Source organism: Streptomyces sp. NPDC007088 (assembly GCF_042869355.1).
Lineage (GTDB): Bacteria > Actinomycetota > Actinomycetes > Streptomycetales > Streptomycetaceae > Streptomyces.
The window spans coordinates 274199-301197 of record NZ_JBIAFO010000010.1; the positions used below are offsets into that span (position 1 = coordinate 274199).

General features: G+C 71.8%; 24 protein-coding genes. 11 read left to right on the top strand and 13 right to left on the bottom strand.

Going from position 1 to position 26999, the window contains the following annotated elements:
* Positions 1-186 precede the first annotated feature (186 nt).
* Together ACFYMP_RS18615 and ACFYMP_RS18620 are read left to right on the top strand one after the other, a co-directional pair.
* Entirely contained in the window at positions 187-1269 is a 1083-nt protein-coding gene (locus ACFYMP_RS18615; protein WP_388858260.1) for a bifunctional DNA primase/polymerase, read from the top strand.
* Positions 1266-2891 carry a hypothetical protein gene (locus ACFYMP_RS18620; protein ID WP_388858263.1) on the top strand — a complete coding sequence of 542 codons (1626 nt, stop codon included), beginning with the start codon at positions 1266-1268 and terminating at the stop codon, positions 2889-2891. The genes ACFYMP_RS18615 and ACFYMP_RS18620 overlap by 4 nt, the downstream gene beginning before the upstream one ends.
* Before the next feature lie 299 nt (positions 2892-3190).
* Here the strand turns inward: ACFYMP_RS18620 and ACFYMP_RS18625 are convergent, their stop codons facing one another.
* Positions 3191-3334 carry a hypothetical protein gene (locus ACFYMP_RS18625; RefSeq protein WP_388858266.1) on the bottom strand — a complete coding sequence of 48 codons (144 nt, stop codon included), beginning with the start codon at positions 3332-3334 and terminating at the stop codon, positions 3191-3193.
* Between the two features lie 439 nt (positions 3335-3773).
* Positions 3774-4076, bottom strand: a complete 303-nt coding sequence (locus ACFYMP_RS18630; RefSeq protein WP_388858269.1) for a DUF6225 family protein — start codon at positions 4074-4076, stop codon at positions 3774-3776.
* A 751-nt stretch (positions 4077-4827) separates the two neighbouring features.
* On the opposite strand from ACFYMP_RS18630, the gene ACFYMP_RS18635 reads away from it, so the two are divergent.
* Positions 4828-6054, top strand: a complete 1227-nt coding sequence (locus ACFYMP_RS18635; RefSeq protein ID WP_388858272.1) for a M14 family zinc carboxypeptidase — start codon at positions 4828-4830, stop codon at positions 6052-6054.
* 26 nt (positions 6055-6080) lie between these two features.
* Here ACFYMP_RS18635 and ACFYMP_RS18640 read toward each other — a convergent pair whose 3' ends face one another.
* Positions 6081-7049, bottom strand: coding sequence for an ATP-dependent DNA ligase (locus tag ACFYMP_RS18640; protein WP_388858275.1), 969 nt, complete (start codon positions 7047-7049; stop codon positions 6081-6083).
* A gap of 180 nt (positions 7050-7229) precedes the next feature.
* On the opposite strand from ACFYMP_RS18640, the gene ACFYMP_RS18645 reads away from it, so the two are divergent.
* Positions 7230-7541, top strand: a complete 312-nt coding sequence (locus ACFYMP_RS18645) for a hypothetical protein (RefSeq protein WP_388858278.1) — start codon at positions 7230-7232, stop codon at positions 7539-7541.
* A 61-nt stretch (positions 7542-7602) separates the two neighbouring features.
* Here ACFYMP_RS18645 and ACFYMP_RS18650 read toward each other — a convergent pair whose 3' ends face one another.
* Both ACFYMP_RS18650 and ACFYMP_RS18655 read right to left on the bottom strand, forming a co-directional pair.
* Positions 7603-7839 carry a hypothetical protein gene (locus tag ACFYMP_RS18650; protein WP_388858281.1) on the bottom strand — a complete coding sequence of 79 codons (237 nt, stop codon included), beginning with the start codon at positions 7837-7839 and terminating at the stop codon, positions 7603-7605.
* Between the two features lie 18 nt (positions 7840-7857).
* Positions 7858-8127: a hypothetical protein gene (locus ACFYMP_RS18655; RefSeq protein ID WP_388858284.1), complete on the bottom strand. Its 270-nt coding sequence runs from the start codon at positions 8125-8127 to the stop codon at positions 7858-7860.
* Between the two features lie 264 nt (positions 8128-8391).
* Between ACFYMP_RS18655 and ACFYMP_RS18660 the strand changes: the two genes are divergently transcribed.
* The 4 genes from ACFYMP_RS18660 to ACFYMP_RS18675 all read left to right on the top strand — a co-directional run bounded on the left by ACFYMP_RS18660 (position 8392) and on the right by ACFYMP_RS18675 (position 12202).
* Positions 8392-9042 carry a hypothetical protein gene (locus ACFYMP_RS18660; RefSeq protein ID WP_388858287.1) on the top strand — a complete coding sequence of 217 codons (651 nt, stop codon included), beginning with the start codon at positions 8392-8394 and terminating at the stop codon, positions 9040-9042.
* Between the two features lie 94 nt (positions 9043-9136).
* Entirely contained in the window at positions 9137-9538 is a 402-nt protein-coding gene (locus ACFYMP_RS18665; protein WP_388858290.1) for a hypothetical protein, read from the top strand.
* 424 nt (positions 9539-9962) lie between these two features.
* On the top strand, positions 9963-11438 hold the full coding sequence (locus tag ACFYMP_RS18670; protein WP_388858293.1) for an MFS transporter: 1476 nt from the start codon (positions 9963-9965) through the stop codon (positions 11436-11438).
* A complete protein-coding gene (locus ACFYMP_RS18675; protein ID WP_388858296.1) occupies positions 11435-12202 on the top strand; it encodes a hypothetical protein in 768 nt (255 codons plus the stop codon). Before ACFYMP_RS18670 ends, ACFYMP_RS18675 begins: the two co-directional genes overlap by 4 nt.
* Here the strand turns inward: ACFYMP_RS18675 and ACFYMP_RS18680 are convergent.
* The 4 genes from ACFYMP_RS18680 to ACFYMP_RS18695 form a co-directional block, all read right to left on the bottom strand.
* Positions 12171-13646, bottom strand: coding sequence for a hypothetical protein (locus tag ACFYMP_RS18680; RefSeq protein WP_388858299.1), 1476 nt, complete (start codon positions 13644-13646; stop codon positions 12171-12173). The two genes, ACFYMP_RS18675 and ACFYMP_RS18680, sit on opposite strands and share 32 nt — an antisense overlap.
* A 189-nt stretch (positions 13647-13835) precedes the next feature.
* Entirely contained in the window at positions 13836-14420 is a 585-nt protein-coding gene (locus tag ACFYMP_RS18685; RefSeq protein ID WP_388858302.1) for a hypothetical protein, read from the bottom strand.
* A gap of 328 nt (positions 14421-14748) precedes the next feature.
* Positions 14749-15447: a hypothetical protein gene (locus ACFYMP_RS18690; protein WP_388858305.1), complete on the bottom strand. Its 699-nt coding sequence runs from the start codon at positions 15445-15447 to the stop codon at positions 14749-14751.
* A gap of 225 nt (positions 15448-15672) precedes the next feature.
* Positions 15673-16206, bottom strand: a complete 534-nt coding sequence (locus tag ACFYMP_RS18695; protein ID WP_388858308.1) for a hypothetical protein — start codon at positions 16204-16206, stop codon at positions 15673-15675.
* Between the two features lie 247 nt (positions 16207-16453).
* Here ACFYMP_RS18695 and ACFYMP_RS18700 point away from each other — a divergent pair, with 247 nt between their 5' ends.
* Positions 16454-17920 (top strand): hypothetical protein, encoded by a 1467-nt coding sequence (locus ACFYMP_RS18700; protein WP_388858311.1) that lies wholly within the window; start codon positions 16454-16456, stop codon positions 17918-17920.
* A gap of 49 nt (positions 17921-17969) precedes the next feature.
* Complete coding sequence (locus ACFYMP_RS18705; RefSeq protein WP_388858314.1) at positions 17970-18320, top strand: hypothetical protein; 351 nt, start codon at positions 17970-17972, stop codon at positions 18318-18320.
* Between the two features lie 33 nt (positions 18321-18353).
* On the opposite strand, the gene ACFYMP_RS18710 is transcribed toward ACFYMP_RS18705, so the two are convergent.
* On the bottom strand, positions 18354-18494 hold the full coding sequence (locus ACFYMP_RS18710) for a hypothetical protein (protein ID WP_388858317.1): 141 nt from the start codon (positions 18492-18494) through the stop codon (positions 18354-18356).
* A gap of 7 nt (positions 18495-18501) precedes the next feature.
* Between ACFYMP_RS18710 and ACFYMP_RS18715 the strand changes: the two genes are divergently transcribed.
* Positions 18502-19086, top strand: coding sequence for a hypothetical protein (locus ACFYMP_RS18715; RefSeq protein WP_388858320.1), 585 nt, complete (start codon positions 18502-18504; stop codon positions 19084-19086).
* A gap of 358 nt (positions 19087-19444) precedes the next feature.
* Here ACFYMP_RS18715 and ACFYMP_RS18720 read toward each other — a convergent pair whose 3' ends face one another.
* The 3 genes from ACFYMP_RS18720 to ACFYMP_RS18730 all read right to left on the bottom strand — a co-directional run bounded on the left by ACFYMP_RS18720 (position 19445) and on the right by ACFYMP_RS18730 (position 25532).
* Complete coding sequence (locus tag ACFYMP_RS18720) at positions 19445-20326, bottom strand: protelomerase family protein (protein ID WP_388858323.1); 882 nt, start codon at positions 20324-20326, stop codon at positions 19445-19447.
* Between the two features lie 759 nt (positions 20327-21085).
* Positions 21086-22849 carry a hypothetical protein gene (locus ACFYMP_RS18725; RefSeq protein WP_388858326.1) on the bottom strand — a complete coding sequence of 588 codons (1764 nt, stop codon included), beginning with the start codon at positions 22847-22849 and terminating at the stop codon, positions 21086-21088.
* Positions 22836-25532, bottom strand: coding sequence for a hypothetical protein (locus ACFYMP_RS18730; RefSeq protein WP_388858329.1), 2697 nt, complete (start codon positions 25530-25532; stop codon positions 22836-22838). Before ACFYMP_RS18730 ends, ACFYMP_RS18725 begins: the two co-directional genes overlap by 14 nt.
* Positions 25533-26999: the final 1467 nt, after the last annotated feature.

The following is a 26999-nucleotide window of genomic DNA, read 5'->3' on the forward strand; positions in this document are numbered from 1 at the left end:
TCTCCCTCGCTAAAGGCCGCGCGGGCCCTTCCCGATCAAGCCGTGATGCAGTGCTCGTCCCGCATCACTCCGGCCCGGGTTGCCCCGGGCGCGCCCTCCACTGTACTGGGGAGCCGCCGCCCGTGGGATATCGGCGTACGGAGCGAGAGGGTGGAGCCACGCACAACACGGCGGAAAAAGGACACCTTGCTGGCCAGAACCGAATCCTCCCACCCCGGGAGCCCCGGCCGCGCCTCCCCCCGCCACATCGCCCGCTGGTGCGCCGAGCAGGGCTGGTACGTTCACCCGCTCGCGCCGGGCCTGAAGGTCCCGCCGGCGAACTGCGCGCGCTGCCGCGAGACGATCGCCGGGCAGCCCAACCCCCGCTACGTCCAGCACAAGGCCGAGGAGTGCCAGTGCATCGAAGCGGGCCGCCACTGCCACGGCGTTCGGGCTGCTACCACGGATCCGGATCTGATCGACCAGTGGTGGAGTGAGGACGCGCGGTACGGGATCGGCGTCGCCGCAGGTCCCTCCAACCTGCTCATCCTCGACCTCGACCTGCACCATGTGACGCCGCCCGAGCCGGAGAAGATCCTGCCGGGCCTCGACCTGCCCGCCGAACTCAATCCCGCCACGATCTGCTCCGGGCTCGCCGTGCTCGACCTGCTGTGTACGCTGCGGCGCGCCCCGCGGCTGACCGAGTCACCCGAGACGTTCAGCGTCCGCACCCCCTCCGGCGGCCTGCACCTGTGGTACACCGTCAACGACGGCAGCCAGTGGGCCATGGACAGCCGCGGGCGGCTGGGCTGGCAGATCGACGTCCGCGCCGACCGCTCCTACGCGGTCGCCCCCGGCACCCACACCCGCGACGGCGTGTACGTGCCCGAGGGGTCCTGCCGCAGGCCCGCACCGCTGCCGCGCTGGCTCGCCAACGACCTCGCGCGGGCCGGTCTCAAGCGACGCGCCCCCCAGCGACGCCCGCTCACCCGCCTGAACCTCCCGGGCGTCGCGGCGGGACGCGGCTACGTCGCCACCGCCGTACGAGCAGAACTCGAGGCCGTCGCCACGTGCCACAGCGGCCGCAACGACCAGCTCAACCGCAGCGCGTTCAGCCTCGGCCAGCTGGTCGGAGCCGGTCTGGTGGACCGCGACGATGTACACCAGGCCCTCACCGAGGCGGCCCAGGCCGCCGGAGTGGACCCGCACGAGGCCAAAGCCCAGTCCACGATCCGCCGGGGACTGGACGCCGGCTCCCGGGTTCCACGACGGATCGGGGCCCCGACGTGAGCGAGACGACCACCGCCCACCGCATCGTGCCCGCCCCCAGCACCGAGCGCGAGGAGCCCCTCCAGCCAGACGCCTACACCGGCGCCGGCGAAGCCGCGGCCACGATGACCGCCCACCTGCCGCAGCGAGAGGAACGCGGGGGCGACAGCAGCCGCCCCCGGCAGGCCGACATCCTGCGGACGATCGGCGAGACCGGCTACCGCTTCGTGCGCAGCGACCAGACCATCTACGCGGTCGGCGACGGACCCATCGCCCGGCCCATCCGCTCCAAGGGCGGTGGCGGGGGCACCGGGTCCCTGCGCCAGTGCCTGATCCGCGAGTACGTCCTGAACACCGGACGCACCCCCTCCCAGGCGGCGCTCGCCGACGCGATCGCCGCGCTGGAAGCGATGGCGATGGACAGTGAAAGCCAGGACGTGCACCTGCGGGTCGCCGGCGACCAGGTCGACCGGTGGACAACCTGGCTCGACCTGGGGCGCAGCGACGGGCTCTCGGTGTGCATCGAACGCGGCAGCTGGGCGGTCCTCATCCCCCAGGACGGCGAGGGCCCGCTGTGGCGCCGCAGCCGCCTGGTGCACGAACTGCCCGTACCCGAACGGTCCCCGGGAGGCTGGCAGCACGGAGTCGAACTGCTGCGCCGCATCCTGCCGGTGAGCGCCGACTCCTATCCGATGGTCGTCGCCTGGTGCCTGGCCGCGCTGCGCCCGGACATGCCCCGCCCCCTCGCCGGAATCCTGGGCGAACAGGGCACCGGCAAGAGCACCTTGTGCCGGATGATGGTGCGCCTGGTCGACGGCACCAAGGCCCACCTGCGATCCGTGCCGAAGTCCGAGGACGACCTCGCGGTCACCACGGCGGCCGGGTGGTGCCTGGCGCTGGACAACCTCTCGGGCATGCCCGGCTGGCTGTCCGACTTCCTCTCCCGCACGGTCACCGGAGACGCCCTGGCCAAGCGCGAGTTGTTCTCCGACGACGACGTGGTGATCCTGATCTACCAGCGTCCGGTGCTGCTGACCAGCATCGAGATCGGCGTTCTGCAGGGCGACCTGGCCGAGCGGATGCTGCCGATCCAGCTCGAGCCCATCACGGGGAAGAACCGGCGTACCGAGCGGCGCCTGTGGGAGACCTACAACGAGTTCCACCCCGAGATCCTGGGAGGACTGCTCGACCTGGCCTCCCTGGTGTGGGCCAAGATCCCGGAGGCAGAGGCCTCCGGCAGGCTCAGCGAGCTTCCCCGCATGGCCGACTGGGCGGAGATGCTCTGGGCGCTGGACGAGGTCACCGGCTGGCACACCCTGGACACCTACACCGGCGCGCAGGACGACCTCGTCGACGACGTGATCGAAGGCGACCCGGTGGCCACCTCCGTCCTTCGCTGGGCCGCCAGCCGCCTGTCGCCCTGGACCTGGGAGGGGCAGGCGGCCCAGCTCCTCGCCGAGCTCGAGATCCCGCCCAACACCGACAAGGAGAAGGACTGGCCCAGGACCCCGGCTGTCCTGTCCGCGCGCCTGCAACGCGCAGCACCCGCGCTGCGCCGGCGCGGGGTCGACGTCCGCAAGCTGCCGCGCACCAAGAGCGGCCGCCCACTGCGGATCTCCACCGGCCCGGCCACCGCAGGCTGACCCGTCGCCGGGGCCCGCGCACCGCAGCGCGGGCCCCGGCACCAGGCGGCCTTGCGGCAAGCCCCTGGTAAGCCAGCTGGCACTGCCGCGCGGGTCAAAGGCCATGGCTGGACCCGCGCCGGCGCTCAGCGGTCATCCGCTTCCACGTCACCGATGAGCACACGGAGGTCGTGGACGCCCTGAAGCAGCTGGATGACACATGACTCCACCTGGCCCAGTGCCCGGCGGACCCCGTCCACATCTCCGCGCCGGGCACCCGCGTCGGCACCGAGCGCGGTCACGGCCCCCACCACCGCAGCTCAGGCGCTGATCTGCCCCGGCGGCGTGTTCCCGGCGTCCGGATCCGCGGGGTCAAGGAGCTGAATCGCCGTTCTCTCCAGCTTGGAGATCACGACCGCCAGCGCGAGGTCCCTGTCGGGGCCGACCTCACCTGTCCACCCCATGTACACGTCACCGAGGACCTCGAGTTCGTCGCCGCCCGGATCCGTTCCGCTCGCGGCGGCGAGCTCGAGTTCGGTCTTGGCCAGCAGGCAGCCCAGCAGGCGGGCACGGTCCTCCTCCTGCGGGCCGTCCGGCCACAGCTGCGGGTTCCAGCACCGGTGCGGCCCCCAGGGCGACCAGCGCCCGGTAGACAGCCTCCGGGCCCACTGGGTTCACGCTGCGAATGCTCACCCCTGAGCTATTGCCGGACCGGCACCCCGGCACCCGGCCCGCCGCTCGCTGTCACCCGCGTGTACGGGCCGGCCGGGGAGCCGCCGGCACCCGATGTTGGGCCGCACTGAAGATTTCAGTCGGTAGGGCTGTGACCTGGGCACTGAAGTCTTCTGTGCGACGGCTACGCGGCAAGCTGCCGCACAAAAGACTTCAGTATCAAGCTGTCGCTCAGTCCGCCAACTCCTCGTCCTCCTCCACCCGATGGATGTGGATGTACCGTCCAGTTGGCCGATCGAGTACCAGCGTGATGGGCTCGGGTCCGGTTGACGGCGTCTCCTCCACGTCGGTCATGACCCAGTCGTAGTCCTCTCCGCCAGCCGGGTCAGTCGGGCGCGGGGCCAGGCTCAGCGGGATCGATGCTGCCACGATCACTTCGTCCGGCACCCCCTCAAGAGCCGCCCGCAGGCGGCCTACCGTCCATGCCTCGACGGTGTGGTGGTAGCCCTCCGAGCTGATACGGCGGTCGCTCATCCTCTGCTCCTCCTCTGTTTGCCGGGCCGTACCCGACTGCTGCGCCCTGACCAACGCGTTCGCCCACTGAAGAGTTCGGTGCGGCGCTGAAGAACCGACTGAAATCTTCAGTGCGCCACTGAAATCTTCGGTGCGGCCCGACACCCGACGGGGCAGACGGTGATGCTGGTGACGCACTTCAGGATCGGTGACGCACTCGGTGACGCACTCGGTGACGCACCTCAGCCCATCGATAGACACTCTGACCTGCGGGTTTTCTGCTCCTCGCCCGCCTGGTGACGCTGGTGACGCACTTTCCGGGTATTCCTCTGTGAAAGAAAAATAGGGAAGAAAAGGGCGGTAGAGAGATACCCGGAAAGTGCGTCACCAGCGTCACCACCCGCCCCCGGCGGATAGAAATCACAGGTCAACAGGCACTCGGAGGGTTCTGAGTGCGTCACCAAGTGCGTCACCTGCTCGTCACCCCGATCGCCAAGTGCGTCACCCGGCCCCTCCCCGGCCCGCCCCCGGCGTGACCCTGCAGAGCCTCGGGCCTGCCGCGAGGCGCCGCTGCGGACCGGCGAGCGCGCACGCAGAGCAGCCGCCCGGCCGGCCGCCCGGCCCGGTCCGCATGAGACGGACCGCCCGCAATTTCCCGCAACTTCGCCCCCTCCAGGTCGAATTGGGCGCAAGTTCCCGCAACCCCATAGTCACGGCACGCACCGCTCCACAACACTCGCGACGACCACATGACTACCCACGGGAGTGTTCCTTGAGGCCTGCGCACGCCTATCTCGGCGACCGCCCGCCCACCGTTGACGAGCTGACCGCAGAGGTCGCTGCCCTCGCCCGCGGGCACGAGGGCGTCTGCGACCTCGTCACCATCGGGCGGTCCCGGCGCGGGGAGAACCTGACGATGCTGGTCGTTCCCGGCGAGGGTCCGGCCCTCCAGGTCGTCAGCGGCGTCCACGCCAACGAGCCCGTCGGCCTGGCAACGATCACTGCCCTCGCCCGGTACGTGGTGACCAGCCCGGACGCCCGGCGCTGCTCCTGGTACCTGCTGCCGTGCATCGACCCCGACGCCACCCGGATGAACGAGGCGTGGTGGACGGGCGGCGTACCGACCCTGGAGTCGTACCACCGCGGCTTCTTCCGCCAGGCGGAGGCGGACCAGTCCGAATGGGGCCTGCCCCGCCCCGGCGCCGACGGGCTGCCCGAGGGCCGGGCCGTCGCCGCCGCCATCGACCGGGCCGCCCCCACCGGCCTGATCACCCTCCACAACAGCGACACCGGGGGCACTTTCTGCCTGTCCGCCGCGCCCCACCCGGCGCTCGTTGCGATCCTGGAGCAGGCCTCCGCCCGGCACGGCCTGCCGGTGGAGGCCGCGCCGTCGGACGCGATCGAGTGGCCCTCGCCCGGCCCCGGCGTCCACGTCCTGCCGCCCGCCGAACAGATGTCCCCCGCGCCCGGCAGCGGCCGCCGGCCGTTCGGCACCAGCAGCGTGCACCACGCCCACGCGCGCGGCGCCGCCCTCGCCTTCGCCACCGAGACGCCGATGTGGACGAGCCGACCCCACGACTTCCCGGCCGAGGACGCTGCCCGCCACCTGGATGAAACCGCGGCCCTCCTCGCACCCGTCGCCGCACTTCTGACGCCCCGCGCGGACGACCCCTTCCTGCCCGCCGTCACCGACAGGCTCGGTATCCACGCCCTGATGGCCGCCGCCTACCGGCGCAACCCGCACGCGGGTGCCGGGCAGGACCTCGCCCACCTCGGCCCGCTGCGCACCGCCGGGATGCTCCTGCGCGCCTGTGACGCCGAGCTCGCCCGCGGGGCCGACCCGGTGCTCAAGACTGCCCGGGACGAACTCGACTCCCACTTCACGCGCTGGCTCGCCGCCGCGGAGCGCGCCCTGAAGCCCGAGCCGGTCCCCCTCGCCCGCACGGCCGGCTTCCAGCTCGACATGATCCTCTCAGCAGCGGACCTGCTGACCTGCTGACCTCCTCCGGGTGGCACAGGCGCCGCTCACTTCTGGATGTCGTCGGCGTCCATGTCGTCCCGCAGACGCAGGTAGCGCACCGGATGGCGGAAGCGGCCCGCGTCCACGGCGGTGTCGGCCACGAACTCGGCGACGAACTCGGGCACGACCGGCTGGAAGGCCAGTGGCTCAGCGGTGTTCCAGCCTCCGGAGAACCGCCGGCCGTGCCAGGGGTGCTCCGGGCCGGCAGGCCGAAGCACCCCGCCCAGCGCGGCAGCCGCCGCGCGGTGCAGCGCCGTCGTGCGGCCGATCATCCGCAGGCGGCCCGCACCGTCGAACTGGCCCAGCAGCAGGCTTGTGGGGGAGCGGGACGTGCCGGTGACGGCGCCGATGACGGCCTCGGCCGTCGCATGGGCCCGCAGCTTGTCCCAGCCACGCGCACCGGGCCGGTACCGGGACGCCGGGTCCTTGATCATGACGCCCTCGACTCCGGCCGCCCCCCAGGCCGGATCCAGCCAGGCACGCGCGGCTTCTCCGTCGGTGGTCTGCGGGCACAGCGCCCACGGCGCGGACAGCCCACGGACCGCGAACAGCTCCTCGAGCGCGTCCCGGCGCCGGTGCAGGGACGCCTGCAGCAGAACGGCCCCCTCCACCTCCAGGAGATCGAACACCACCAGATGCGCCGGCTGCTCCACGGCCGCCCGTGCTGCCCCGGCCCCCCGGCGGCGGGCGCGCTGCTGCAAGGCGGCGAAGTCGAGGTGACCGGCACCGCTGCTCACCACGAGCTCCGCGTCCAGCACTGCCTCGACGCCGAGCCCGGCGGCCGCCCGGGCGATCTCCGGGAACGCCCCGCTCAGCGGCGCGCCCCGCCGGGACTGCAGGTACGGGACCGGACCGGCGAAGACGATGACCCGGTAGCCGTCCGTCTTGGGCTCGAACACCGCTGGCCGCCCGATCGCGGGCAGCGCGCTCACCGAACGGGCCAGCATCGGCTCCAGCGGAGGGGACAGGTGCACCCCTCCACCCCTACGCCACCCCCGCCCGGACCGCCCGGCGGGAAGCCCGGCGAGAAATCCGGACGCTGCGCCCCGCCGGGCGGAACGGCTTCTGCCGTTGCCCCGGACCCCCTCCCGGCCGAGCCGACACTGGCTCGGCCGGGCACCGGGCCACAGGCCGGAGAAACGGGGGAGCGCACCGTGGAGGACTTCCAGGCCGAGGACATCGCCGCCATGCGCCAGGAGGGCGACCTGCCGGCTTTCATGCGCCTGCAGATCCGCCCCGTGCGCACCACGGTCCAGGTCGTCGCGCTGTGGCAGCGCTTCCCGGCGCCCGCGGGGCACACGCCCGGTGCCTGGCCCTCCGCCATACCGCCGAAGACCGATCTCCGCCGGGGACAAGGAGCAGCGGCCTGCTGCGACTGTCCCCGCTGCCGGACGCTGAGCGCCCCCGACGAGAACCACCCCTGCCCCTGCCCGCGCTGCGCAGCCCCTCAGGACACTGCCGCGTGACGGACGGCGCCGCCGGATGGTGCCGCGCGGTGACCTCCCGCAGGGACCCGCGCCCCGGTCCTCAGTCCAGGCCGGCGTACGCGATGCTCAGAACGGTGACGGTGCGGGTCTCGTCCCCGACCAGAAGCACCACCGCGAGATCACCCGCCGCCCACAGCCGCATTACGCCGTCATCGACGTCGCCGTACGGACTGGTGGCCGCCCGCGGATCGCTCGCCGAGTCGAGAAGGAACTGCGCAACCCTCCCGCGCGCCTTGTCCGGGAGATCCAGGTACACCCGGTGAAGGGTGGGGTCCATATAGAGCCGGTACATGGATCAGGCGGCCCGGCTCTCCATGATCAGAGCGGTGACGTCGGTGTACTCCGGCGGCAGCTGCCCGTCGTGCCCCTGCTGGTAGGCGTGCAGCTCACGGCCCCGCGCGACACCGGCTTCAAGGTTCTCGATGACCCTGACCCACCGCTCGCCGAGTCCCGGCAGCTCACCGATTGGGGTGAGGTTGAACTGCTTCCAGAACTCCTGGCGCATGTCCGCCGAGGGCAGGGCATGGGCGATGGAGTCCGGAGTCCACACGTCGCTACCCAACATCACAACCGCCTCTACGTCGTCTGCTCCCCTCAGCGTAGCGGCCCGCCGCAACCGGGCGGGAGACAACCTGCACAAGGCCTCCGTCCCCCGCCCGACCGCGCGCCGGGCGCCCGCCGGGCGGCGAATCCCGCCGGGCGGGAGCACCGTGCAGGACGCCAGCGCACGTGACGGGACAGATCCCCGCCTGACGACTCCGCCCGCCGGGCCGCCTGCTTGTCTCGCAGGAGAACCGGCCAACCGCCTGACACGAACGGAGAGCCCCGCATGGAGCCCAGCGTGCTGAACCATCCGCGGATCGCGGGGGTCGTCGACGCCCTGGTGGCCGCCGGGGGCGGACGCGTCACCTACGACACCGGCTGCGGCGGCCGGGAAATGCTCATCGCCGCCGCAGCTCAACTGGCGGCCGAGACCGATGCCCCGCTGACGATCGTGGAAGCCCGCGTCCTGCACTCCGAAACCCGCGCCTTCGTGCGCGAGCTGCAGCCGGACATCCGCTGCGCGGTCATCTCCGCCGACGAGGCCGCCCTGCAGCCGGCCGGCAGCATCATCGGTGTCCTGGCCGTGCACGCCGACGTCCTGCGCGACCCGGACGTCCGCCGCCCGCTGCTCGCCATGGCCCACAGCGCCAGCCATCTCGTCGTGGCCCGGCACGACTACAGCGACACCACCCTGGACTCCCTGGCCACACCCGGGCTCGTCCTGCGGGCCAGCGACCTGATGCCCCCGCCCCGCCCCAACCCCGGCCCACACATCGACGAGCTCAGCCAGCGCCTCGCGCAGTTCCGCGACCACCAGCAGCGGCAGGCCGCCGACTACCCCGCACCCGCTCCCGGGCGACCAGCCACCGGCGACCACGGCCAGGAGCAGGCCGCCGCGCACCAGCACCAGCACCCCCACAGCCCCGGCCGCGCATAGCCCCGCCGCACCTTCGCCGGGAACCGGCGCCCGCCATCCCCGCGCGGGGATAGGGTGCAGCCCAGAAACGGCGCGCGCGGCGAAGGGGGACAGGGTGAACACGCCCCGCTGGATGTCGTGGCGGCGCCGCCCGCTCGCAGCAGCCGCCCGCACGATCGCCGACTGGGACGCCACCGTCCGCCTGCCCGTACGCGCGCACCTGCTCTGGCTCGCTCAGCAGATCACCGAAGCCCGCACCACGGCCCAGGCCACCCTCGACCAGCCGGAGACGGCCCGGGGCCGCCTGCCGGACGTCCTCGACCTCACCCTCGCGCCCAAGCTCCACGCCGAACACATGCCTCCCGGCGCGCAGCAGCTCGCCGACGCAGTCCACGCGGCCCGCCGCACTGCTGTGGCACCCGCTGCGCCCCGCGCGGCCCGCCGGACGCTCACCCGCCTGGCCGACGATCTCGTCCAGGCAGAACAGCTCCTCGCGCGCGCCTGCCACGACGTCTGAGGCGCTGACCTGAGATCCGCAGACCTCACCTACCTCTACCTCGGCGGCCTGCGCTGGGACGAGTCCACCCGTTGGCCCGAACAGCAGCGCGACCACATCCACGCCGCCTCCGATCCGGTCGACGGGATCCGCCAGATCCGCGACCGCTGAACACGGCAGCGTCCCGGTGGTACGGGGGGAGACCACCGGGACGGCAACGCCCAGCCTACGCAGCACCGTATCCCTGCGTGCGAGGATCGAAGGACGTGTCCGGATGAGGCCGCCCGGGAGCACCGGAGCGCACCCGCGCGCGGGACAGCCCTCGCATCACGCGCAGGGCCTGTCTCCCGCCTCCGGGGACACCACCCCCAGCAGGTGAGCCGCCGGGCGGCACGCAGCACTCGCCCAGGCCCTGCGGCGTGGCCGCCGTTGCTTGCCTTGCCTCATGACCCTGATCCGGGCGGGCGCGGACGCAACTGACCCCTCGGGCCATGGCCCCGGCGCGGCCGCCGCTCGGCGCGACACCACCGTCGCCCGCCCGCCCGAAGCCGGCACACCCGCCCGCCCGGCCCGCTACCGCGACGTTCTGCGGGTGCCCTTCGCCACGCGCCTGCTGGCCGGAACGCTCATCGGCCGCATGCCCACCGCCATGGCGCCGCTGGCGATCGTCCTGATCACCGCACGGGAGGGCTACGCACTGGCGGGCAGCCTGACGGCCCTGTACCTGCTGGCCAACGCGGCAGGCGGCCCGCTCGCCGGCCGCCTGGCCGACCGGTACGGGCAGACCCGGACGCTGACAACAGGTGCCCTCGTGGCCGCAGCGGGCTTCACCGCGCTCGCCGCCACCGGGACGTCCCACCCCGGCGCCGCGGCGGGCTGCGTACTGATCGCCGGGGTGGCCAAACCGCCCCTGGACGCCGCCTTGCGGGCCCTGTGGACCGTTCTGATGCCGACCCGGGACCACGAACGGGTGGCGCTGTCACTCGACGCCGCCGCCCAAGAGCTGATCTACGTCGGCGGCCCGCTCCTCGTCGTCGGCGTCGCCGCAGCGGCCTCTGCCCGCTGTGCCCTACTCGCGACTGCGGCCGTGGGCGTGGGAGGGATGATGATGGTGGTCAGCGCCCCGCCGTCGCGTTCCTGGAAGCCCGCCCCGCAGCGCACCCACGGGCTGGGCGTCCTGTGCTCGCCCCCGTTGCGCGTGCTGTACCTGGCCATGGTGTGCGCCGGGCTGCCCATGGGCGCCATCACGCCGCTCGCGGTGCAGGCGGCCGACCGCCTGCACGACGCCGGTCTGTCCGGCACGCTGCCCGCGGCAGTGTCCGTGGGCGCGCTGCTGGGCGGGCTCGCCTACGGCGCGCGGTCCTGGCCCGGAACGACAACGCGGCAACTGCTGTTCCTGTGCGGCGGATTCGGCGCCGCCTGGCTTCCGATGCTCGCCGCCCGCACACCCACGGCGGCCCTGGCGGCATGCGTCCTGCCCGGCCTGCTCATGGCGCCCCTGCTCAGCGCGGCCTACCTGCACACCTCCGCCCTCGCCCCGGCCGGATCCGTGACCGAAGCCAGCGCCCTCCTGGTCGCCGCCCTGGACATCGGCTGTGCCGCGGGCACCGCGGCCGCCGGTCTCGCGCCGATGCCCGTCCTGCTGCCCACCGGAGGTGCCGCCGCCTGCCTGGTCCTCTTGGCCCCCCGCCGGACAGGCCGGCGCCGGGCGAGGGGACCGCGGGGAAGCGCCGGACGCAGCCACCCGGGGCCGGCCCCTGCCCGCCCATGCGCCGCCCTCTCCGCCACGCTCTGTGCCACTCCTGCCTCAGCAGCCTCAAATTCCCATTCCTGTGGACTCCTTGACGCAGTTCTACTCCGGGCCCGGATACAGGGCGGGCCGATCACGCCCGGCCGACCGACACGAAGGAGAAGACGATGACCAAGACGAGGACCGACCGCACGACGGACGCACAGACGATCACGGTGGGGATGGCCCGGCGGCCGGGCACCGAGCCGCCGTGCGCCGACGGGTACGACGTCCAGCGGCGCGGGCGCCGGGTGTGTGCCGCCGTCGTCGACGGCGCGGGCCACGACGAAGCCGTCGTCCGCTACGCACACGTCACTCCGCCGGTGATCACTCACATCGGCATGACCATGGGCGGCCTGGCCGCTCTGACCACGGCCGGGCAGATGGCGCACGCCTACGACGTCCCGCCGCACGCCTCGGCGGTCTACGCCCGCATGGAGCCGGGACAACCTACGGCGATCCAGTGGATCGGGGACTGCCGTGCCTACGGCTGGGACGGCACCGCGCTCACCCGGTGGAGCACAGACCAGACCATGGGGGAGTATCTGCGCCGCAACGGCGTGGCCGTGGAACTCGCCGAGCACCACGACAACTGGTCGCGGACCGGTCTCGCACAAGCAGGCGCGGCCATGTGCCGTGAGGCGCAGATCCCCGAGGCCGTCCGCGTGGTCCTGCTCGTGACCGACGGCATTTCGGATCAGGTGGGCCACGAACGGATGGAGGCCCTGTGCCGCGCGCACGCGGCGGATCCCCAGGCCTTGGCCGACGCTCTGGCTGCTGCCACTGAGGCCGACGCCGAGGGATACCGCGACGACGCCACGGTCATCGTCCTGGCGCACGCACTGGCCCCGACGGCCCGGGCGGTCACCGGGGCTGATCGGGCTCCGTCGCGGTGAGGAACTCCCCCAGCGCCGCGACGTCCAGAAGGTCGATCCAGGCCATGTGATCGGGCAGGGAGCCGGTCTCTGCGGTCAGCTGGTCGGCCGCCTCACCGCCGACGGCGAGGACCGTACGCATCGCCGCCTCGTGGCGCCGGGGCAGCGGGAGTTCGCCGGGCCCGGCCTGGGAGAGCCCAGCCAGGTAGGCGCGGGCGGGCGGGGTGAGGACAACGGCGTGGGAACGCAGGAAGTCCTCGAACGCGGGGTCGGACGGGTCGGCGGTGTTGGCCGGATCGCCGGGCTCGGGGTGGGGGAGGGAACAGTCGTCGAGGAGGATCGTGACGAGGCTGCACTCCTTGTCCTCGTCCTGGTGCGGCACGACCCGCCATCCGGTCCCGTCCTCCGGTCGGCTCGTCTCGGCGCGGTACTCGTCGCAGACCGCCTCCAGCAGCTCCCGCAGCCCCAGCACCAGGACGGCGGGGTCGCTCATGGACAGCGTGCCGGGCTGTCGCGGCACCAGCAGGCGCTGGCGAAGCCGTTGGCGCACCGTTGACGCCTGCGCGGCGTAGGCGGCGAGAGTCTGCTCCGCACCGAACCGCGCCGCCGCCGCGCTCGCCTCGGTACTCCCGGCATCGCTGTGGAACGCGCCGCCGGCGGAACGCCACCCCACCGTCCAGCGCCAGCACCCGGGTGATGCGGCCGTCTCGGGAGAGCCCCACATCGGCTCGTCCCACGAGGCGAAGGGGTGCGACTCGAGGGCTTCAGCGGCAACCCGCGCCTCCAGAGGCTGGGGCGCTCCGGGCACCGGCACCAGCGCGGTGAGCCCTTCGCCGTCGTCCTGCCAGTCCAGCCGGGCGGGCGGGAGCGCGGAGACCCGCAGCAGGGCGTCGCCGAGGCCTGCCAGGCGGACCAAGAGGGCTTTCCGGACGGCGCTCGTCTGCTCGTCAGTCCACTCGCGCGGGTGGACGTGGTCGAACAGCTGAAGCAGCGCGGCCTCTCGGGCGCGGCGGTCCCGTGGCAGTGCCGCAGCCTCGGGCAGCGGTTCGTCGTCCTCCGCCCAGATCCGGGCGAGGACAGGCTTGTCGTGGGCCAGTGCGACGTCGCCGCGGGTGAGGGCCAAGCCCTCGGCGGCCTCGCGCAGTTCGGCCGCCGACACCGTGACCAGCGCGGCCAGGCCGTCGACGAGGGTGGCGGCCTGCCACGGTGTCGGCGGCAGCGTGATCGGCAGAGCCGGCCACCTCTCGGCAGTGTCCTGCAGGTCATGGACGTACAGACGGACATCAAGGGGCACTTGGTCTAGCGCGGCGAACGCTCCTGCGATCAACTGCGCCGCGAGGCTCTCACCGGGCGCGCGGTAGCCGCAGAACGCGCACACCGCGGTGACCAACTCCCGTTTCGTCGAAGAAACCTTGAAGGCGGTGGCGGCCAATTCGGTCCGGGACGTGGAAACGTGCTGGGACATCGCCGCAAAGGCTCCTGTCAGGCTGCTGGATCAGGCATCGCAGGCACATCGACGTACGCACCGCTGCATCGAGCATAGGAGGCGACGGAGCGACAGCCCGCCACTTCGCCCAACCATCACCCGCACCACGATGGGTGCTGGCTACTACCTCCAACGGCCTCGGTCGGCCTGCGGCAGAGACCCCGAGCCTTACGACGCTGGCGTATCCCGCTCCGCCCGCTTGTCCTTGAGCCACCTGCGCTGGCTGACGCCCTCCGGGCGCTCGCTCTCCCACCGCACCTCGTCCGCGGCCCGCTCGGCCTGGACGGCCGCGTGCTCGGTGGCGTGGCGGGCGTACGCGAGGGCCTTGGCGACGGTCGACAGGACGGCGGCGGCGAACCGCGGGTCCGCCTGGTCGGCGGCCGCCACCGCGAACGCGACGGGGAAGGCCACGTCGGCCCGGGGATTGGTCATCTCCCACTCCACGTGCCCGATGCCCTCCACCTGGACGGTCCGGGGGACGAGGAAGGTGGCGTGCGCGCGGACCTCCCGGTACAGGGCGGTGCTGTCGGGGTGTTCACGGTCGAGGTGGTCCTCGTGGCTGACGATCACGTGGACTTCGTAGCCGGCCCAGGAGAAGCGGGCGGTGCGCTGCGGCGTGAGCTGCACGTCGGCGAGGGGCGCGCCCCACTTCGACGGCTCGGTCTGCCGCAGACCGGGGTACGCCTCGGCGAGGGTGGCCACGGTCTGTTCCAGGGGACCGTGCGGGACGGGCAGGGCGGTGTTGTCGGACACGGCGGGGCCTTCCTGCTGGGAGGGGACGGGAGATGCGTCCAGGCCCGCATCCGGTAGCCGGTGCGGGTTCGCCTGGTGACGCCGTCCCCGCGCACGCGGGGCAGAAGGCCGGGGCTGCCCGGCTGGCACCAGGATGCCAGGTGGCCGCCGCTCGCGCGGGCCCTAGCCAGTGCCGCTCGACGACCAGGCCAGCTCCCGCGTAGCGCTGGGGGTCCGACGCCCACCCAGGCGGGCAGGCCGGACGCGGGCAGCCGCGGCCCGCTCGGCGTCGTCGCCCAGCATCCGGTCGCCGGCAGGCCGGTCGAGCTCGCCGACCGTCACTCGCGTGTCAACGAGGTATGAGAACTTCATGCTGTGGTGGCGTGCTCGGCGTAGCTTCCACCCACCGGGGAACTGCGGGGAGGGCCAGCGCAGCGGCTCCGACACTCGTCAGGTTCCATCGCCAACCACGCCCACCCCGCAGGGAATCGGTTGCTTCGGTGTCAGGTTCGACCCAGCCCCGGGCGCGCAGCCGCTTCATCACGGCGGTCACCTTCCGGCCTTGGTCTCCGCCGAGGCTCCGGCTCTGCTCGCTGGTGTCCCGGATCTCGGGCCCCTCGGTGTGCTCGACAGTGAACACGGCTCCCGCCTCGACTCTCTCAAGTTCCCGGCGCTCGCTCTTGGTCGGTGGTTCGGGTCTGTCGGCGGGCCGGGCCACCGCTGCGGCGTGGACGCAGCGGTGGCACGTCGCGTAGGCATCCACGGGTTCACTCAGGGACATGAGGTGCGTGCGGGCGATGCCCTCGCAGAGCGCCCGGCCAGCCGGGTGCTGCCGACAGGCGCCGGTGAGCAGGTCGATGGCTGCTGCAGCGTGCTGAAGAGGGACGTCCAGCACGGAGCGGGCGTCCGTCCGTACGGTCAAGGCGAACGGCGCCGCGGCGGCGATCCGCTCCCACAGTGCCCGTTCCCTCTCCTGCTGGCGGCGCCGTTCCTCGGCACGTTCCTGCTCGTAGCGTGCGAGCGCTTCGCACTGGTCGATCCGCAGCACTGGATTCCTCCCCGGCGTGTCCGTTGCCGACGAGCATGCAGGTGCGATCTCCGGGCGGCCAGCAGGTCACGGCTTCCCGGAACAATCTGCCGCAGTACGCCGCTGCCCGCGCCCTTGGCCCGCCGCTCTCCAGCCCCCGCAGAAGGCGAGCCCGATCCACTCGTCGCCGGCAGCGAGCCCGATCCACTCGTCGCCGGCAGCGCGGCCACCGTGAGCTCCTCGTCCTCAGCGGCCGAGCCAGCGCCGCTCCACGACCATGTCGCCTCCCGTGCAGCGGTGCCACAGCAGGGGGCCGACGCCGGGCCAGGCGGGCAGGCCGGGTGCCGGCAGCGGCGGCCGGCCGGACCGCTCGGCGTCGTCGGCCAGCAGCCGGGCGAGGCTGGCCCGGTACTCCTCCTTGCCGCGGTGGCCGCGTTCGACGTCGGCGAGGATCTGCCGCAGCGGGTGGGTGCGTACCTCGATCCGGCCGCGGTGGGTGGTGTGCTGGTGGTGGGTAAGGATCTCGACCCAGGACCAGGCGTCCAGCCCGCGCGCGAGCGCGATGCGGTCGATGCGGTCGGCCAGGGGCCCGCCCCGATCGGTCCAGGCCGCGTACAGGCGCACGGAGCCGTCGGGCTGGGGCACGTCGGTGCGCACCAGCGTTTCGGGCCCGGCCGCGGCGAGCGCGCCGGCCACGACGGCCTGCTCGACCGGGCCGCGGCTCCCGGTGGGGGTGAGAGGGGGCCGCGCGGTCGGGGGCGGGGCCGTGAGGACCGGCACGGGCAACTCCAGCGGCGGGCAGGCGGGCAGGACTCCGCATCCTCAACGACGAGCCGGCCGCCCAGTCACGGCCCCCGTACGGGCACCCCGCCCCGCCCAGGCAGGTCCGGCGTCCCGGAGTGGGCCGCGGCGGGGGCGCGCGCGGCCCGGTGCGCGCCCTGTCGGGTCGGCCTGGCCGGTCGTAGCGTCGTGAGGAGCCCGCGCGGTCGGCCGCGCGGGCTCGGATCGTGAGGAAGAGGGGGCGGGTGTGAAGCGACGGAGCGTGCTGGTGGCGGGAGTTGCCCTGGGAGCCGGTGCGGTCGGCGGGCCGGTTCCGGCGTGGGCGGCCGCGGTGCCGGGACTGTCCGCCGGCGACGTCGCCGCGGCGCGCTGGCTGTTCGCCGTCGGCGCCTACACGCGGCTCGGGAAGGTGCTGCCGCTGGTCCTGGCCGCCGCCGAGCACAGTGCCGAGCAGGGCCCGGCGGGCGCCGCCCGCGCCGCCGGTGTGTGGGTGCTCGCCTCCCAGCTCGCCGTCAAGCAGGGCCGCACCAGCCTCGCCGGCGCCCACGCCGAGCGGGCCGGCACCGCCGCCACCCACTCCGGTGACCCGGTGGTGCTCGCCGCCGCGGCCCGCGCGGCCGCGACCCCGCTGCGCCGCACTGGCCGTTCGGACGAGGCCCTGCTCCTGCTCGCCGAGGCGCGCGCCCACCTGCTGGCCGGCGCCCGGCCCACGGCCGCCGACCTGGAGGCGGCGGGCCTGGCGGCGCTCACCGCCGCCTACACCGCCGCCCAGGCCCACCGGCCCGCCCCCGCCCGCGACTTCGCCGCCCAGGCCGAGGAGGACACCCTCCGCCTCGCCCGCCACCCGCACACCCCCGGCAGGCCCCGGGAGCTGACCGCGGGCCAGTGCGACCTCTACGGGATCGGGATCCACCGCCACGTGGCGACGGTCTGGAACTACCTCAACCAGATCCGGCCCGTTCTGCTGGAATGGTCGAACTGCTATGACCACCTCCGGGAAGTCACCCGCGACGACGTACTCGCCCATCTTGAAACCGTGCAGGGCTCACAGCAGCAGCACACCATCATCGCCCTGCGGTCGCTGTTCGGCCGAGCCAAGAAGAACGGGACCATCTTCAAGAACCCGACCAGCCGCGTCCGCGTCGGCCAGCGCGAGGAGGGCGTCATCCAGCCCCTGGAGCCCGAGCACATCAACGGCTCTGTCGCCGCCGTCACCCATCCCGCCGACCGGCTGATCCTCGCCCTCGCCGCCGTCCACGCGGCACGATCTGCGGCGATCCGCCGCCTCCAGCTCGACGACCTCGACATCGGCAACCGACGACTGTCCATCGACGGCCGCACCCGCCCGATGGACGAACTCACCCTTCAAGTCACCAGAGAATGGCTGGAGTTCCGGCGACGCCGCTGGCCCGACACCGCCAACCCGCACCTCCTGATCAACAAGCACACCGCACTCGGAACCGGTCCCATCGGCAAGAGCTCGGTCGCCGGGCCGGCACTGCACCGACAGACCGCCACCCTGGAACGGCTCCGCATGGACCGCCAGCTCGAGGAAGCCCTCGCCCACGGCCCCGACCCGCTCCACCTCGCCGAGGTCTTCGGCCTCAGCGAGAAGACCGCGATCCGATACGCGAACTCCGCCCGCGCTCTCCTGGAGCAGGACCTGGAATCCGCCCCCGCGACTTCACCACGAACCCGCGGGTCCACCCCCTAGAATCGGGCTTCTGGACCCTCGGGTTCCCGCTGAGGACCCTTCAGTCTTCGTGAACTCGCGGGTGGGCCAGCAGGACGGCGGCGAGCCGAAGTTCGTAACGGGCCAGGACGGCGAGGCCGCCGCCGCGGCGTACCGCGACCTCCAGCACGGCAACCACATCCCCGCCCTGCGGGTGGCGCACCTGCTCATTGAGGGGCAGATGCGCGGGGGAGAGCCGGAGGCCCGGCGCGTCTGGGCGGCCGAGGCCGGACCGACGCAGGTCGCGTTCGGCGAGTGGAACCCGGTCCCGGCGAACGCGGTCCGGTGGCTGCTCGTCCTGCGCGCCCCGGTCGCCGGGTGCCCGCGCGACCGGATCGGCGCCCTGATCCGGGCGCTGGAACTCGTCCCGGCCGCCGCCTGACCGCAGCCCGCCGGCTGCGGCCGGGCAGCTCGGTCAGCGGCGACCCGCCAGGATCAGGGCGCGCGCGTGGCTCTCCACGTACTCCTGCATCCGAGCCCCATCGAAGCGGAAGGCGTGGGCCAGCGTCCTCAACTGGGCCATGCAGAGCCGCCGCTGCCGAGGCTCCCTCTCCATCCCCACGATGAAGATCTCCCGCCGGGCCGCACTGAGCGAAGACGAGCGCCTCGATGCCCTTGGCCGACTGCTGACCGATCCGGCGATACCGATGCGTCTCCGCGTCGCCGGAGTCATCGTGCTCCTCTCTGCCCAGCCCGTGAGCCGCATCGTCCGGCTCAGCGTCGACGACGTCATCCGCGACGGCGACACCGTGCTGCTACGGCTCGGGGAACCAGCCTCACCTGTCCCTGATCCGGTCGCCGCCCTGCTGCTGGAGCACACCGCGAACCGCGACAACATGAACACCGCCACCAACCCCGCGTCCCGCTGGCTCTTCCCTGGCCGCCGGGCAGGGAAGCCGGCTCGCCCCGACCACCTGTCCGCGCTCCTGAACAAAGTCGGAGTCCCGACCGCTGCCGCCCGCGGCGCCGCCATCCGGCAGCAACTCCTCGAACTCCCCGCACCTGTCGTCGCAGACGCTCTCGGCTACCACGACAAAACCACCAGCCGACTCCGCAACGAGACCGGCGGAACCTGGAGCCGATACGCCTCAGGGGATCACACAAGGTCACCAGCGGGCTGGGTTCCTCGGGGAACCAGCGACAGTTGAATAGGGGCGTCCACCAGTATCAGCACCCGTCCTCCCGACGCTTGCCGTGCTCGCCGAGGGTGGGCGATGCCGCGCACCGGGGCGTCTTCCGCCCCGGGGTTTTGTGGGGGAGGGGGGCCGGGCACCCCGGTGGCCGTTTCTGTGACGGTCGGTGGATGTCCGGTGGCAGCCGACCGCCCCGTACCCGTCCCGTTTCCACGGCCCCATTAAGTTGTATCGGGACACGGAGTATCTAACGGCACATGTAGGGACGATCTGGACAATAAATTAGCGTTGACTCCTACAACTGAGGGAATCTGCGCCCGTGAAAAAGCAATGAGGAGCGCTTATCGCACGGGCAGAGGCTGTTAATTCTCTGCTATTCTTCACCGTCGACGACGTAGAAGGCGAAGTAGAACAGGGAGGTGTTGAGGTCGGTTCCCTGGTGGCCGAGGACCTCGTTGTAGAACTGCACCTCGGAAATCTTGCGGCTGGCGAACTTGTGATAGGCGACAGCGGAGTACGCTTCGCGCAGTTCGCGCGGGGTGATCGGCGCGTTGTCCATGTCGGAGAAGGTGCGCTTCGCCGCGATCCCGACCTCTTTGCCGAAGCGCTGCGAGTAGGTCTTGTTGTCCAGCGTGGGGTCCACGCTCTCGCGGATGCGGGCGACGGCCTCGAGGACGAGGTCCCGTTCGGCGAGTACGGGGATGGGGTAGGGGGTGGCGGCGCGCTCGGCCTCTCGCGTCTTGGTCTGCCCGGCGAAGACGATCCGCGTTGCGTCGTCGGGGTCCGGGGCAAAGCTGCTCACGCAGCCGGCCTCGTACGGGCGGCGGCCGGTGAGGGCGACGACGGCGGCGATGGCCGCGGCGTTGGACCACCGGACCCTCAGGTTGTAGTTCAGCAGTGCCACGGCCCGCTCGATGTGTTCATCGGCGTTCAGCGGCCGCTGGTTGTGGTGCCGTTCCTCGCGCTGCTCCTGCTGGTGCTGGCGGTATTCCGTTACGCGGGCCGCCGAGTACTTGAAGGTGTCCAGGACGGACGCGTTCTCGCCGAGTTCGGCCTTGATCATGTTCCGGTATTCGGTGATCAGGCTGCGGTTCGTGGTGGGGGCGTAAGGCTCGTTGGTCTGAGGGTTGATCCTCCGGTGAACCTTCGACAGCTCGGAGAGCGCCATCATCCGTACGCGCTGCTCGTCGGATCCAGCATTGCGCACCTTGGTGACGAAGTTTTCGATCTGCGTTTTATCGGCCGGCGTCAGCATGGTGAGGCTCCGCTATCTGGTTGCGTTCTGCCCGGTCGGCGAGTGTGCCGCCAGACCCTCGATCTCCGCCCCTCCATCCATGTATCTTTGGGGCGATACCCCAAAGATACATGGATGGAGGGGTCCTCGCAACCACCTCGACACCCCAACTCCCCTCCACAGCCGCCCCCATACCGTTCGCGAATTTCCCGGCAGACCCAGTAGAAGGACGCGACTGACAGCTCATAAGAAAGCAGGCAAGAAAAGAGCACACGGACGGTCCGGCACGAGGGAAAATACATACGTGGAAACAGCGCGACAACCCAGCGCCGCGCGACCGAGATCGAATCCGGCGCTGGCCCAAATGAAGCCATTCAAACGTGGTGCGGAAAGCGCGGGCAATCCACTCCCCGCACGGTCAGGAGGCGCCCGTACACGCCTCCGGACCTCCCGCCATCCGCTCGTGCGCCTCGGCCGCACCCACCTCAGACGGCCCGGTCAGGGTCACCATCACCCCAGGCACAGCCTCGACATGCCCCTCCGACACCTCGCCCAGATCCCTCGGCCTGCGCGGCTTCCTCGCCTTGTCCCGTCCCATGAGCTGCTCAACGACGATCTGCCGCGCGCGGCACGATCCGCGCTCGGGCCGCGCAAGGCGCCGAAGCCATGTCCCAGACGACCATCAATACGCACCCGGCGGCCTCCACGAGAAGCTCGCTGAACGGCAGGAGCCCCACCTCGGCCAGGCCTCGGCCAGGACCTTGTCGAGGCTGTCCGGGGTCACCACCGGCGCGGCGGCGTGTACGGCTCCCACACCGGGGCCTCGCGCCGGCTGCGCCGCTCGCGGTCACCGGTCATGGAGACGATCCGGTGCACCGGGACCTGTATCGGCTGGTGGCCGTGCTGCGGAGTGAAGGTGAGTGCCCGTCGGCGCGCGTCCCAGCCAGTCAGCAGGCCGTACAGGCTCACCAGCGACTTATCGGTGCGCGGCCCGGCCTCGACGTCCAGGCGCACGACCATCCAGGAGTAGTGATGGTCGGCCAGGTCCTGCAGCTGCGCGGCGGCCGGGCCGGTCGCGGTGTCGTCCGGTACCCACGCCCACACCCCGTCGCTGAACGCGTGCCGCCACTGCCGCCTGACATCCCCTTCGCGCTGCGGCGCCCAGTAGGTGTCGGAGATGTCGGGGCGGGCGGCGCGCTGGTCGGCGCGCGCCGAGCGGACCTGAGCCGAGGCCTGCGGCCGTTTCCCGTCCGCGGCGACGTCCTCGGGCAGGTACGGGTACACGGTGCGCAGCATCACGCGCGCAGCCGACTCCGCCTCCTGCACGCTCTCCGACACAGAGGCGCCGAGGACGTCGCCGGCGGTCAGCACCGTGGCATGGCCCCAGCGCGGCCGGTCCTCGTGCGCGACGGCGTGCTCCACCGCGTACCGGGGCACCGCCAGCACCACGGCTTGCCGCTTCCGCCGCTCCCCGTACGCCTCATCGCGCAGCCCGGCGGGCACCGCCGGCCCGACCTGCCGGAACTGCGAGAGGTAGGCGAGGTCGCCACGGTGGGTCAGCGGCCAGTCGGCCACCATCAGCAACTGCTCCTCCTCGCCCACCGCGCGCTTGGAGGCGAACTCCTCCTCCAACCGCCCGCACCACCGCTCCACGAACGCGCCCCACAACTGCCGGTACTCCTGCTGCGCCCACTCCGCCGGGCTGGAGCAGGAACCGACCGGCGTGAGCGCGGGGGAGGGCAGCGCGGACACGTCGACCACCCGCTCCCGCCCCCACCGCTCGAACACCGCCCGCCGGGCCAGATCCTGGGCTCGGACGGCGCACCGCCCCTGCTCGCGGGCGTGCGCCCACGACAGACGGAGGCAGTCCCACACCCCGACCTCCGTCCACCGCCGGTCACCGCCGACGGCCCGCTTAAGCATTCGGGCCTGCTCGTGCACGGCCGTCTCGCGGCCGACCGCGTCCAGCGCCGCGCCGACCGTCACGCTGGCCACCGCCGACGGCGCCGCCTCCCGATACGCGGCCAGCTGCTCCTCGGCCCGCTCCAGCACCCGCGACCAGCCGGCCATGGCCTTCCACGCCTGCGCGCCGAACTCGTCATCCGAAAGCCAGGGCCGCAGCAGTTCCCGTACCCGGGCGTCCTCCTTGCGCGGCGAGCGGTCCAGCGCGACCGCGTATCCGAGCCACGTCCGCGCCCGGGTGTCCCCGCGCAGCGAGCCGACGAACCGGTCCGCCGCCACCGTGAGGGAGCACGCCCGCCACAGCGCGACCACCGCGTCCGGCAGCCGCCCGGGCAGCTGCCCCTCGCAGCGGGCGCAGACCTGGCCCAGCACGTCCAGCAACACCATCTCCGTCGGCTCACCCACCGCCCGCGCGGAATGCTGACAGTGCTCCGACCACCGCTTCTCCCCCGTGGGGACGTGCCACTTCCCGCCCCCGCCCGAACGCACCAGGCCCACCGTCGCCTCGGTCACCGCCGGGAGCGCCACCCCCAGCCGCTCCAGGTCGGCGCACGCCAGCACATCGAGATCACGCCGGGCCATCGGCTCCCCGCTCCTCCAGCTCGCTGGTGTCCTCGTCGCCGTGCCGGCGGCCGTGGAACATCATCGAGGTGCCGCCTTCGGGCAGGTACCAGCCGTCCGCGGCCATGTACGGCGGGATGTAGGCCGGGTTGGTGTCGGTGTTCAGGGGCGAGTCGGCGTCGGTGACATCGCGGATCACCCGACGCTGGACCTCCCGGAAGCCGTAGCCGTCGGGGCCGTCGACCTCCCAGGTGATGTCCCGCAGCGCCGCCCGGCCATCCTCAGACGTACCGGAGGTCTCCACCATCGGGTGGGCCTCGATCAGCCCCCCGTACAGGCACAGGACGATCAGGAGCTGGCAGACGCGGTCGGAGAAATCGCCGAAGCCGTACTCCTGCCCACAGCCGCAAGACGGGTCGTGGGCATGGACGTCGAACTCCACCTCGTAGGGCTTGCCGGTCAGCGAGTAGGCGGGAAGGGGCTGACCCGGCCCACTGGGGCATGGGTGGGCGGTGTCGAACAGGTTGATCCAGACCCTGACGGACGTGGCCGCGAACCCGGTGTACTCCGCTTCCAGGGCCTTCTCCAGGCGCTGATGGGCCGCGTACGCCTTCGTATCCACACTCTTCCAGCCCTCGCCGAGCCGGTGCCCGGCCAGGTGCAGGAACCGGTCGGTCAGCAGCGACAGCTCCTCGACCGTCGGCAGCGTCCCGTCCGCCGGACCGGACGCGCCCGCGGGCGCGTCGGCAGCGCCATGGTGGCCGGTACCGGCGTTGTTGTGGGTCGGCCAGACCTGGGTAAGCTCCTCACCGGGCTCAGCGCGGCGGACGAGCGCGAGGTCGGACAGAGTCATCCCGAAGTACGAGTGGCCGTCCCACACGCTCAGCCAGGGCACGTCCACCGGGCCGGTGCTGCGCGGGTGGACGTCGGTGACCTCCACGCAGACCTGCACCGGCTCGGGGAACCGGGCGCCGGGCCCGTACCACAGAGCCAGCACCCGGGTCCGATCAACGAGGAACTGCTGCGCCTGGCGCACCGCGTACCGACTGTGGTCCGAAGGGATCCACCAGCCGTCCCGCGCCCAGGCGTGGCCGGCGTCGGCCAGCAGCGGACCGCCCGCGTCGTAGAGCGTTTCGGCGGCCTGCTGCCGGGCCTCCGCCCGCAGCGCCGCGCACGGCTCGCCGACCGGAGCGGTGCTGCCCAGACCGTCGGCGTCGGAGCCGGTAAGCGGGGCGCCGTCCCAGGCCGGGACGCCGGGCGGGGTGAAGGGGAGGGTGCCCAGGATGACGGCGGCCTGGTTCGCCCGGTCGATGCTGTGGCTGATCCGAGCGTCCGCACGGGTGGCGGCGGGACGCTCGTCGTCGTCCTGCGCTCCGTAGCGGCGCTGCGGGTCGTCGGGTTCCTCGTCCAGACTGTGCCCGAGCAGCATCGGCAGCAGCTGGTACTCAAGGAGCTCCATGAGGCCGCTCTCGACGTTGGAGGCGTCCCCGGTGACTGCGAACGGCTTCATGACCTGGCCGATGCCGTCGCTGAGGGAGTGGAGGAGGTGGTAGGGGGTGCGATGCCGGGCCCGCTCGCAGGCCTGCGTGGTCAGGGCCACCGCGTAGGCGATCGCAGCTGGCCACAGCGCGTCCCTCCAACGCACATCCGCCTCACGGCACATCGTCTTCGCCTCGGCGCGGGCGGTGGGGTCGTGACGGTCGACGGCGTCGACGAGCGCGCTCAGGTTCGCGCCGGCACCCAGGTGCCGGAACATCGGGTGGCGGTCGGCCGCGGGCGGCAGCCAGATCCAGGAGCGGGTCAGCGGATCCCCCCAGCGTTCCATCACGAACGGCCAGCCGCCGCGCTCCCGAAGCGCGCGGTCGAGCCGGCCGCGCAGGTTCGCACCGCACGTCAGCGAAAGGACAGCCGCGACCGCATCCCATCCCGCCGGAGCGGACAGGTCCCCATGCAGGAGCCGGTCAAGCCGGACGGCGAAGTACGGAAGGTCGGTGCGGTAGGGCTGGTCGCCGTCGAAGACGCACGCGGGGCACACCGGCTCGGCGCCAGGCGAGTTCCCCAACAGATGGTGCTCGGGGTAGCGGTCGCCGCAGATCGGGCACGGCGTAGTGGAGTGCTCCTCCATGCCCCGCACCCGGGCCAGCCGGGCCCGGCCGAGCCCGGTGTCCAGGCGCCGCGCAGTGGCACGCACCGGCTCGGTGGAGCAGTCGACCAGACCGTCCTCGAAGTCGTCCACGGTGGCGTTCCCAGACGGGCACATAGCCATCAAGTACAGCGGCTTGCCCAGATCGCACTGCTCGGGGTCGTCCGGGTCACGCTCCTCACCGTCGTCGCCCTGGTCGTCAGCGCGCCCCACCGACAGGCTCAGCCCAGCGACGGGCCCGGCGTACGCGGTCAGGCCAAAGTACTCCAATTCGGTCTCATCGCCCGCGCCCCAGCCCAGGCGGCGGAACTCCTCGACGAGGTCCTTCAAGTAGTCCTTCGCGAGGAACGGGCCCGGATCCGGCTCAAGTGCGCCTGGCTCGACGAGGAGGCGTACGGCCTCGGCGCGGCCGGCCTCGTTCAGAACCTTGGGCAGCAGCCCCTTCTCAGCGGCGTCGACGACGCGCTGCAACGCGCGCTGGTAGCCCATCCGCGTCTGCGCGTCGAGGGCCTTGGCGATCTGCCGGCGGTTGGTGGGATGCGTACTGTGCTTCGGTGACACGACAGCTCCTGCGCGCTCCCGGTCCGTGCCGCCCCACCACGACAGGAGCCAGAGCGCGTACAGGGGCGGTCACACGATGATTGGAAGCCAAGCATCACCACTGCATCACCCTCCAGCGGCAGCTGGATTCGCCACGGCCCGGAGGTGGGTCCGGGCAAGACACGTCACGGTGAGGTGCGTTTCCCCTGATGCTACCGGGCGTACCACGCTTAGGCCGCGGTACGCCCAGTCCGTCGCACGGCAACCGTCGCGTCACGAACGAGAGGCTCGCGCCGTGCGCCCCGGCTCCCAGCCCAAGCCAAGCCGGTCAAGGTGGTCCCGGACATGGCTGTCGAGAGTTCCGACCTGGGATGCGTCGCGCCAGTCCCTGGCACAGGTGGACAGCCGTACACACCGAATGCCCTTCGGAGCGCTGGAAGATAGGACCTCCTCGGCATGGCCACGAGGAACACGCAGATGCCCCTCTCGCTCGTGGAACTGCTCTGCAGCCACCAGACCCCATGCGTGACCCAGAGCCGACCGGGCCTGCTCAATACCCAGCTCCAAGCCAGCACGGCCGAGGTCTCCAACGGTTGTGACCTCAGCGACGAGCCGCTGGTACTCGACGTCAGAGTCGATGTTCTCCTCCCGACGCCGAACGATGGCAACCTCCGTGTTCCACTCCCACAGCGCCTTGATCGCCGGCGCTGAGGTGTGCCAGCAGGCCGCGTGCACACGCCGAGCCAGAGCCTCAGAAAGAACGAACGGCACAGACGCCGTGTACTCCCCGCGATCGACGGCGCCCGGCCAACGCCCCTTGAACCGCGCAGACTCAGGCACCCGCGGCCACTGACGATCCCAACCACGATATGCGAGCGCTGCAGCAACGCCCACCTCTGCCACCCGATCGATGGTGTCCAGGATCAGCCCGCTGCGCCGCAGGCCAGCAAGGAACGTACGCCACTGCCCCCGCCGTGCAGCCCTCGACTGCGCAGACAGCCCCTTGGTGTCCCACCGCCCCAAGGCTTCCCACGCCCGGCGACAGTCCTTCTGCTCTTCAACTACATCGTTCAGGTCCGCGCGTACAGCCGGCCCGACTCTGGTTGTCATCGGCTTCCCACTACCCATCCCCTCACTATGCCAGGAGAGCCGCCGCCATCTGACGATGTTTGGAAACCTCGAAAACCCAGCAAACAAACCAATCATGACGCACGGTCATTTTTTCAGAGAAGCCCAATCACCAAAGCAGAGAGGCGAAGTGGAAGAAATACCCAAGGAAGCACGCGAGAAGGAGGACGAAGGATCTAAGGAATGCCTGGAAACATTAATCAAGAAAGACAACAAAGCGAGGTGTCTGGAAAGGCAATGATGTTTGGAAACATGAAATAAAATCGGAATTCATGGAAATGAATATGAGAGTTTGGGGTGGAATTCAAATGAGAGTTTGGGGCTTTACCCCAAACTCTCAAGAGAGTTTGGGGTAAAGCC

Excerpts from the sequence above, each read along its gene's own strand:
- ACFYMP_RS18625 (WP_388858266.1), bottom strand. The coding sequence starts at position 3,334 with ATGGGGTGGACAGGTGAGGTCGGCCCCGACAGGGACCTCGCGCTGGCG.
- ACFYMP_RS18630 (WP_388858269.1), bottom strand. The coding sequence starts at position 4,076 with ATGAGCGACCGCCGTATCAGCTCGGAGGGCTACCACCACACCGTCGAG.
- ACFYMP_RS18650 (WP_388858281.1), bottom strand. The coding sequence starts at position 7,839 with ATGGACCCCACCCTTCACCGGGTGTACCTGGATCTCCCGGACAAGGCG.
- ACFYMP_RS18655 (WP_388858284.1), bottom strand. The coding sequence starts at position 8,127 with ATGTTGGGTAGCGACGTGTGGACTCCGGACTCCATCGCCCATGCCCTG.
- ACFYMP_RS18660 (WP_388858287.1), top strand. The coding sequence starts at position 8,392 with ATGGAGCCCAGCGTGCTGAACCATCCGCGGATCGCGGGGGTCGTCGAC.
- ACFYMP_RS18670 (WP_388858293.1), top strand. The coding sequence starts at position 9,963 with ATGACCCTGATCCGGGCGGGCGCGGACGCAACTGACCCCTCGGGCCAT.
- ACFYMP_RS18675 (WP_388858296.1), top strand. The coding sequence starts at position 11,435 with ATGACCAAGACGAGGACCGACCGCACGACGGACGCACAGACGATCACG.
- ACFYMP_RS18680 (WP_388858299.1), bottom strand. The coding sequence starts at position 13,646 with ATGTCCCAGCACGTTTCCACGTCCCGGACCGAATTGGCCGCCACCGCC.
- ACFYMP_RS18710 (WP_388858317.1), bottom strand. The coding sequence starts at position 18,494 with ATGGAGAGGGAGCCTCGGCAGCGGCGGCTCTGCATGGCCCAGTTGAGG.
- ACFYMP_RS18715 (WP_388858320.1), top strand. The coding sequence starts at position 18,502 with ATGAAGATCTCCCGCCGGGCCGCACTGAGCGAAGACGAGCGCCTCGAT.
- ACFYMP_RS18720 (WP_388858323.1), bottom strand. The coding sequence starts at position 20,326 with ATGCTGACGCCGGCCGATAAAACGCAGATCGAAAACTTCGTCACCAAG.
- ACFYMP_RS18725 (WP_388858326.1), bottom strand. The coding sequence starts at position 22,849 with ATGGCCCGGCGTGATCTCGATGTGCTGGCGTGCGCCGACCTGGAGCGG.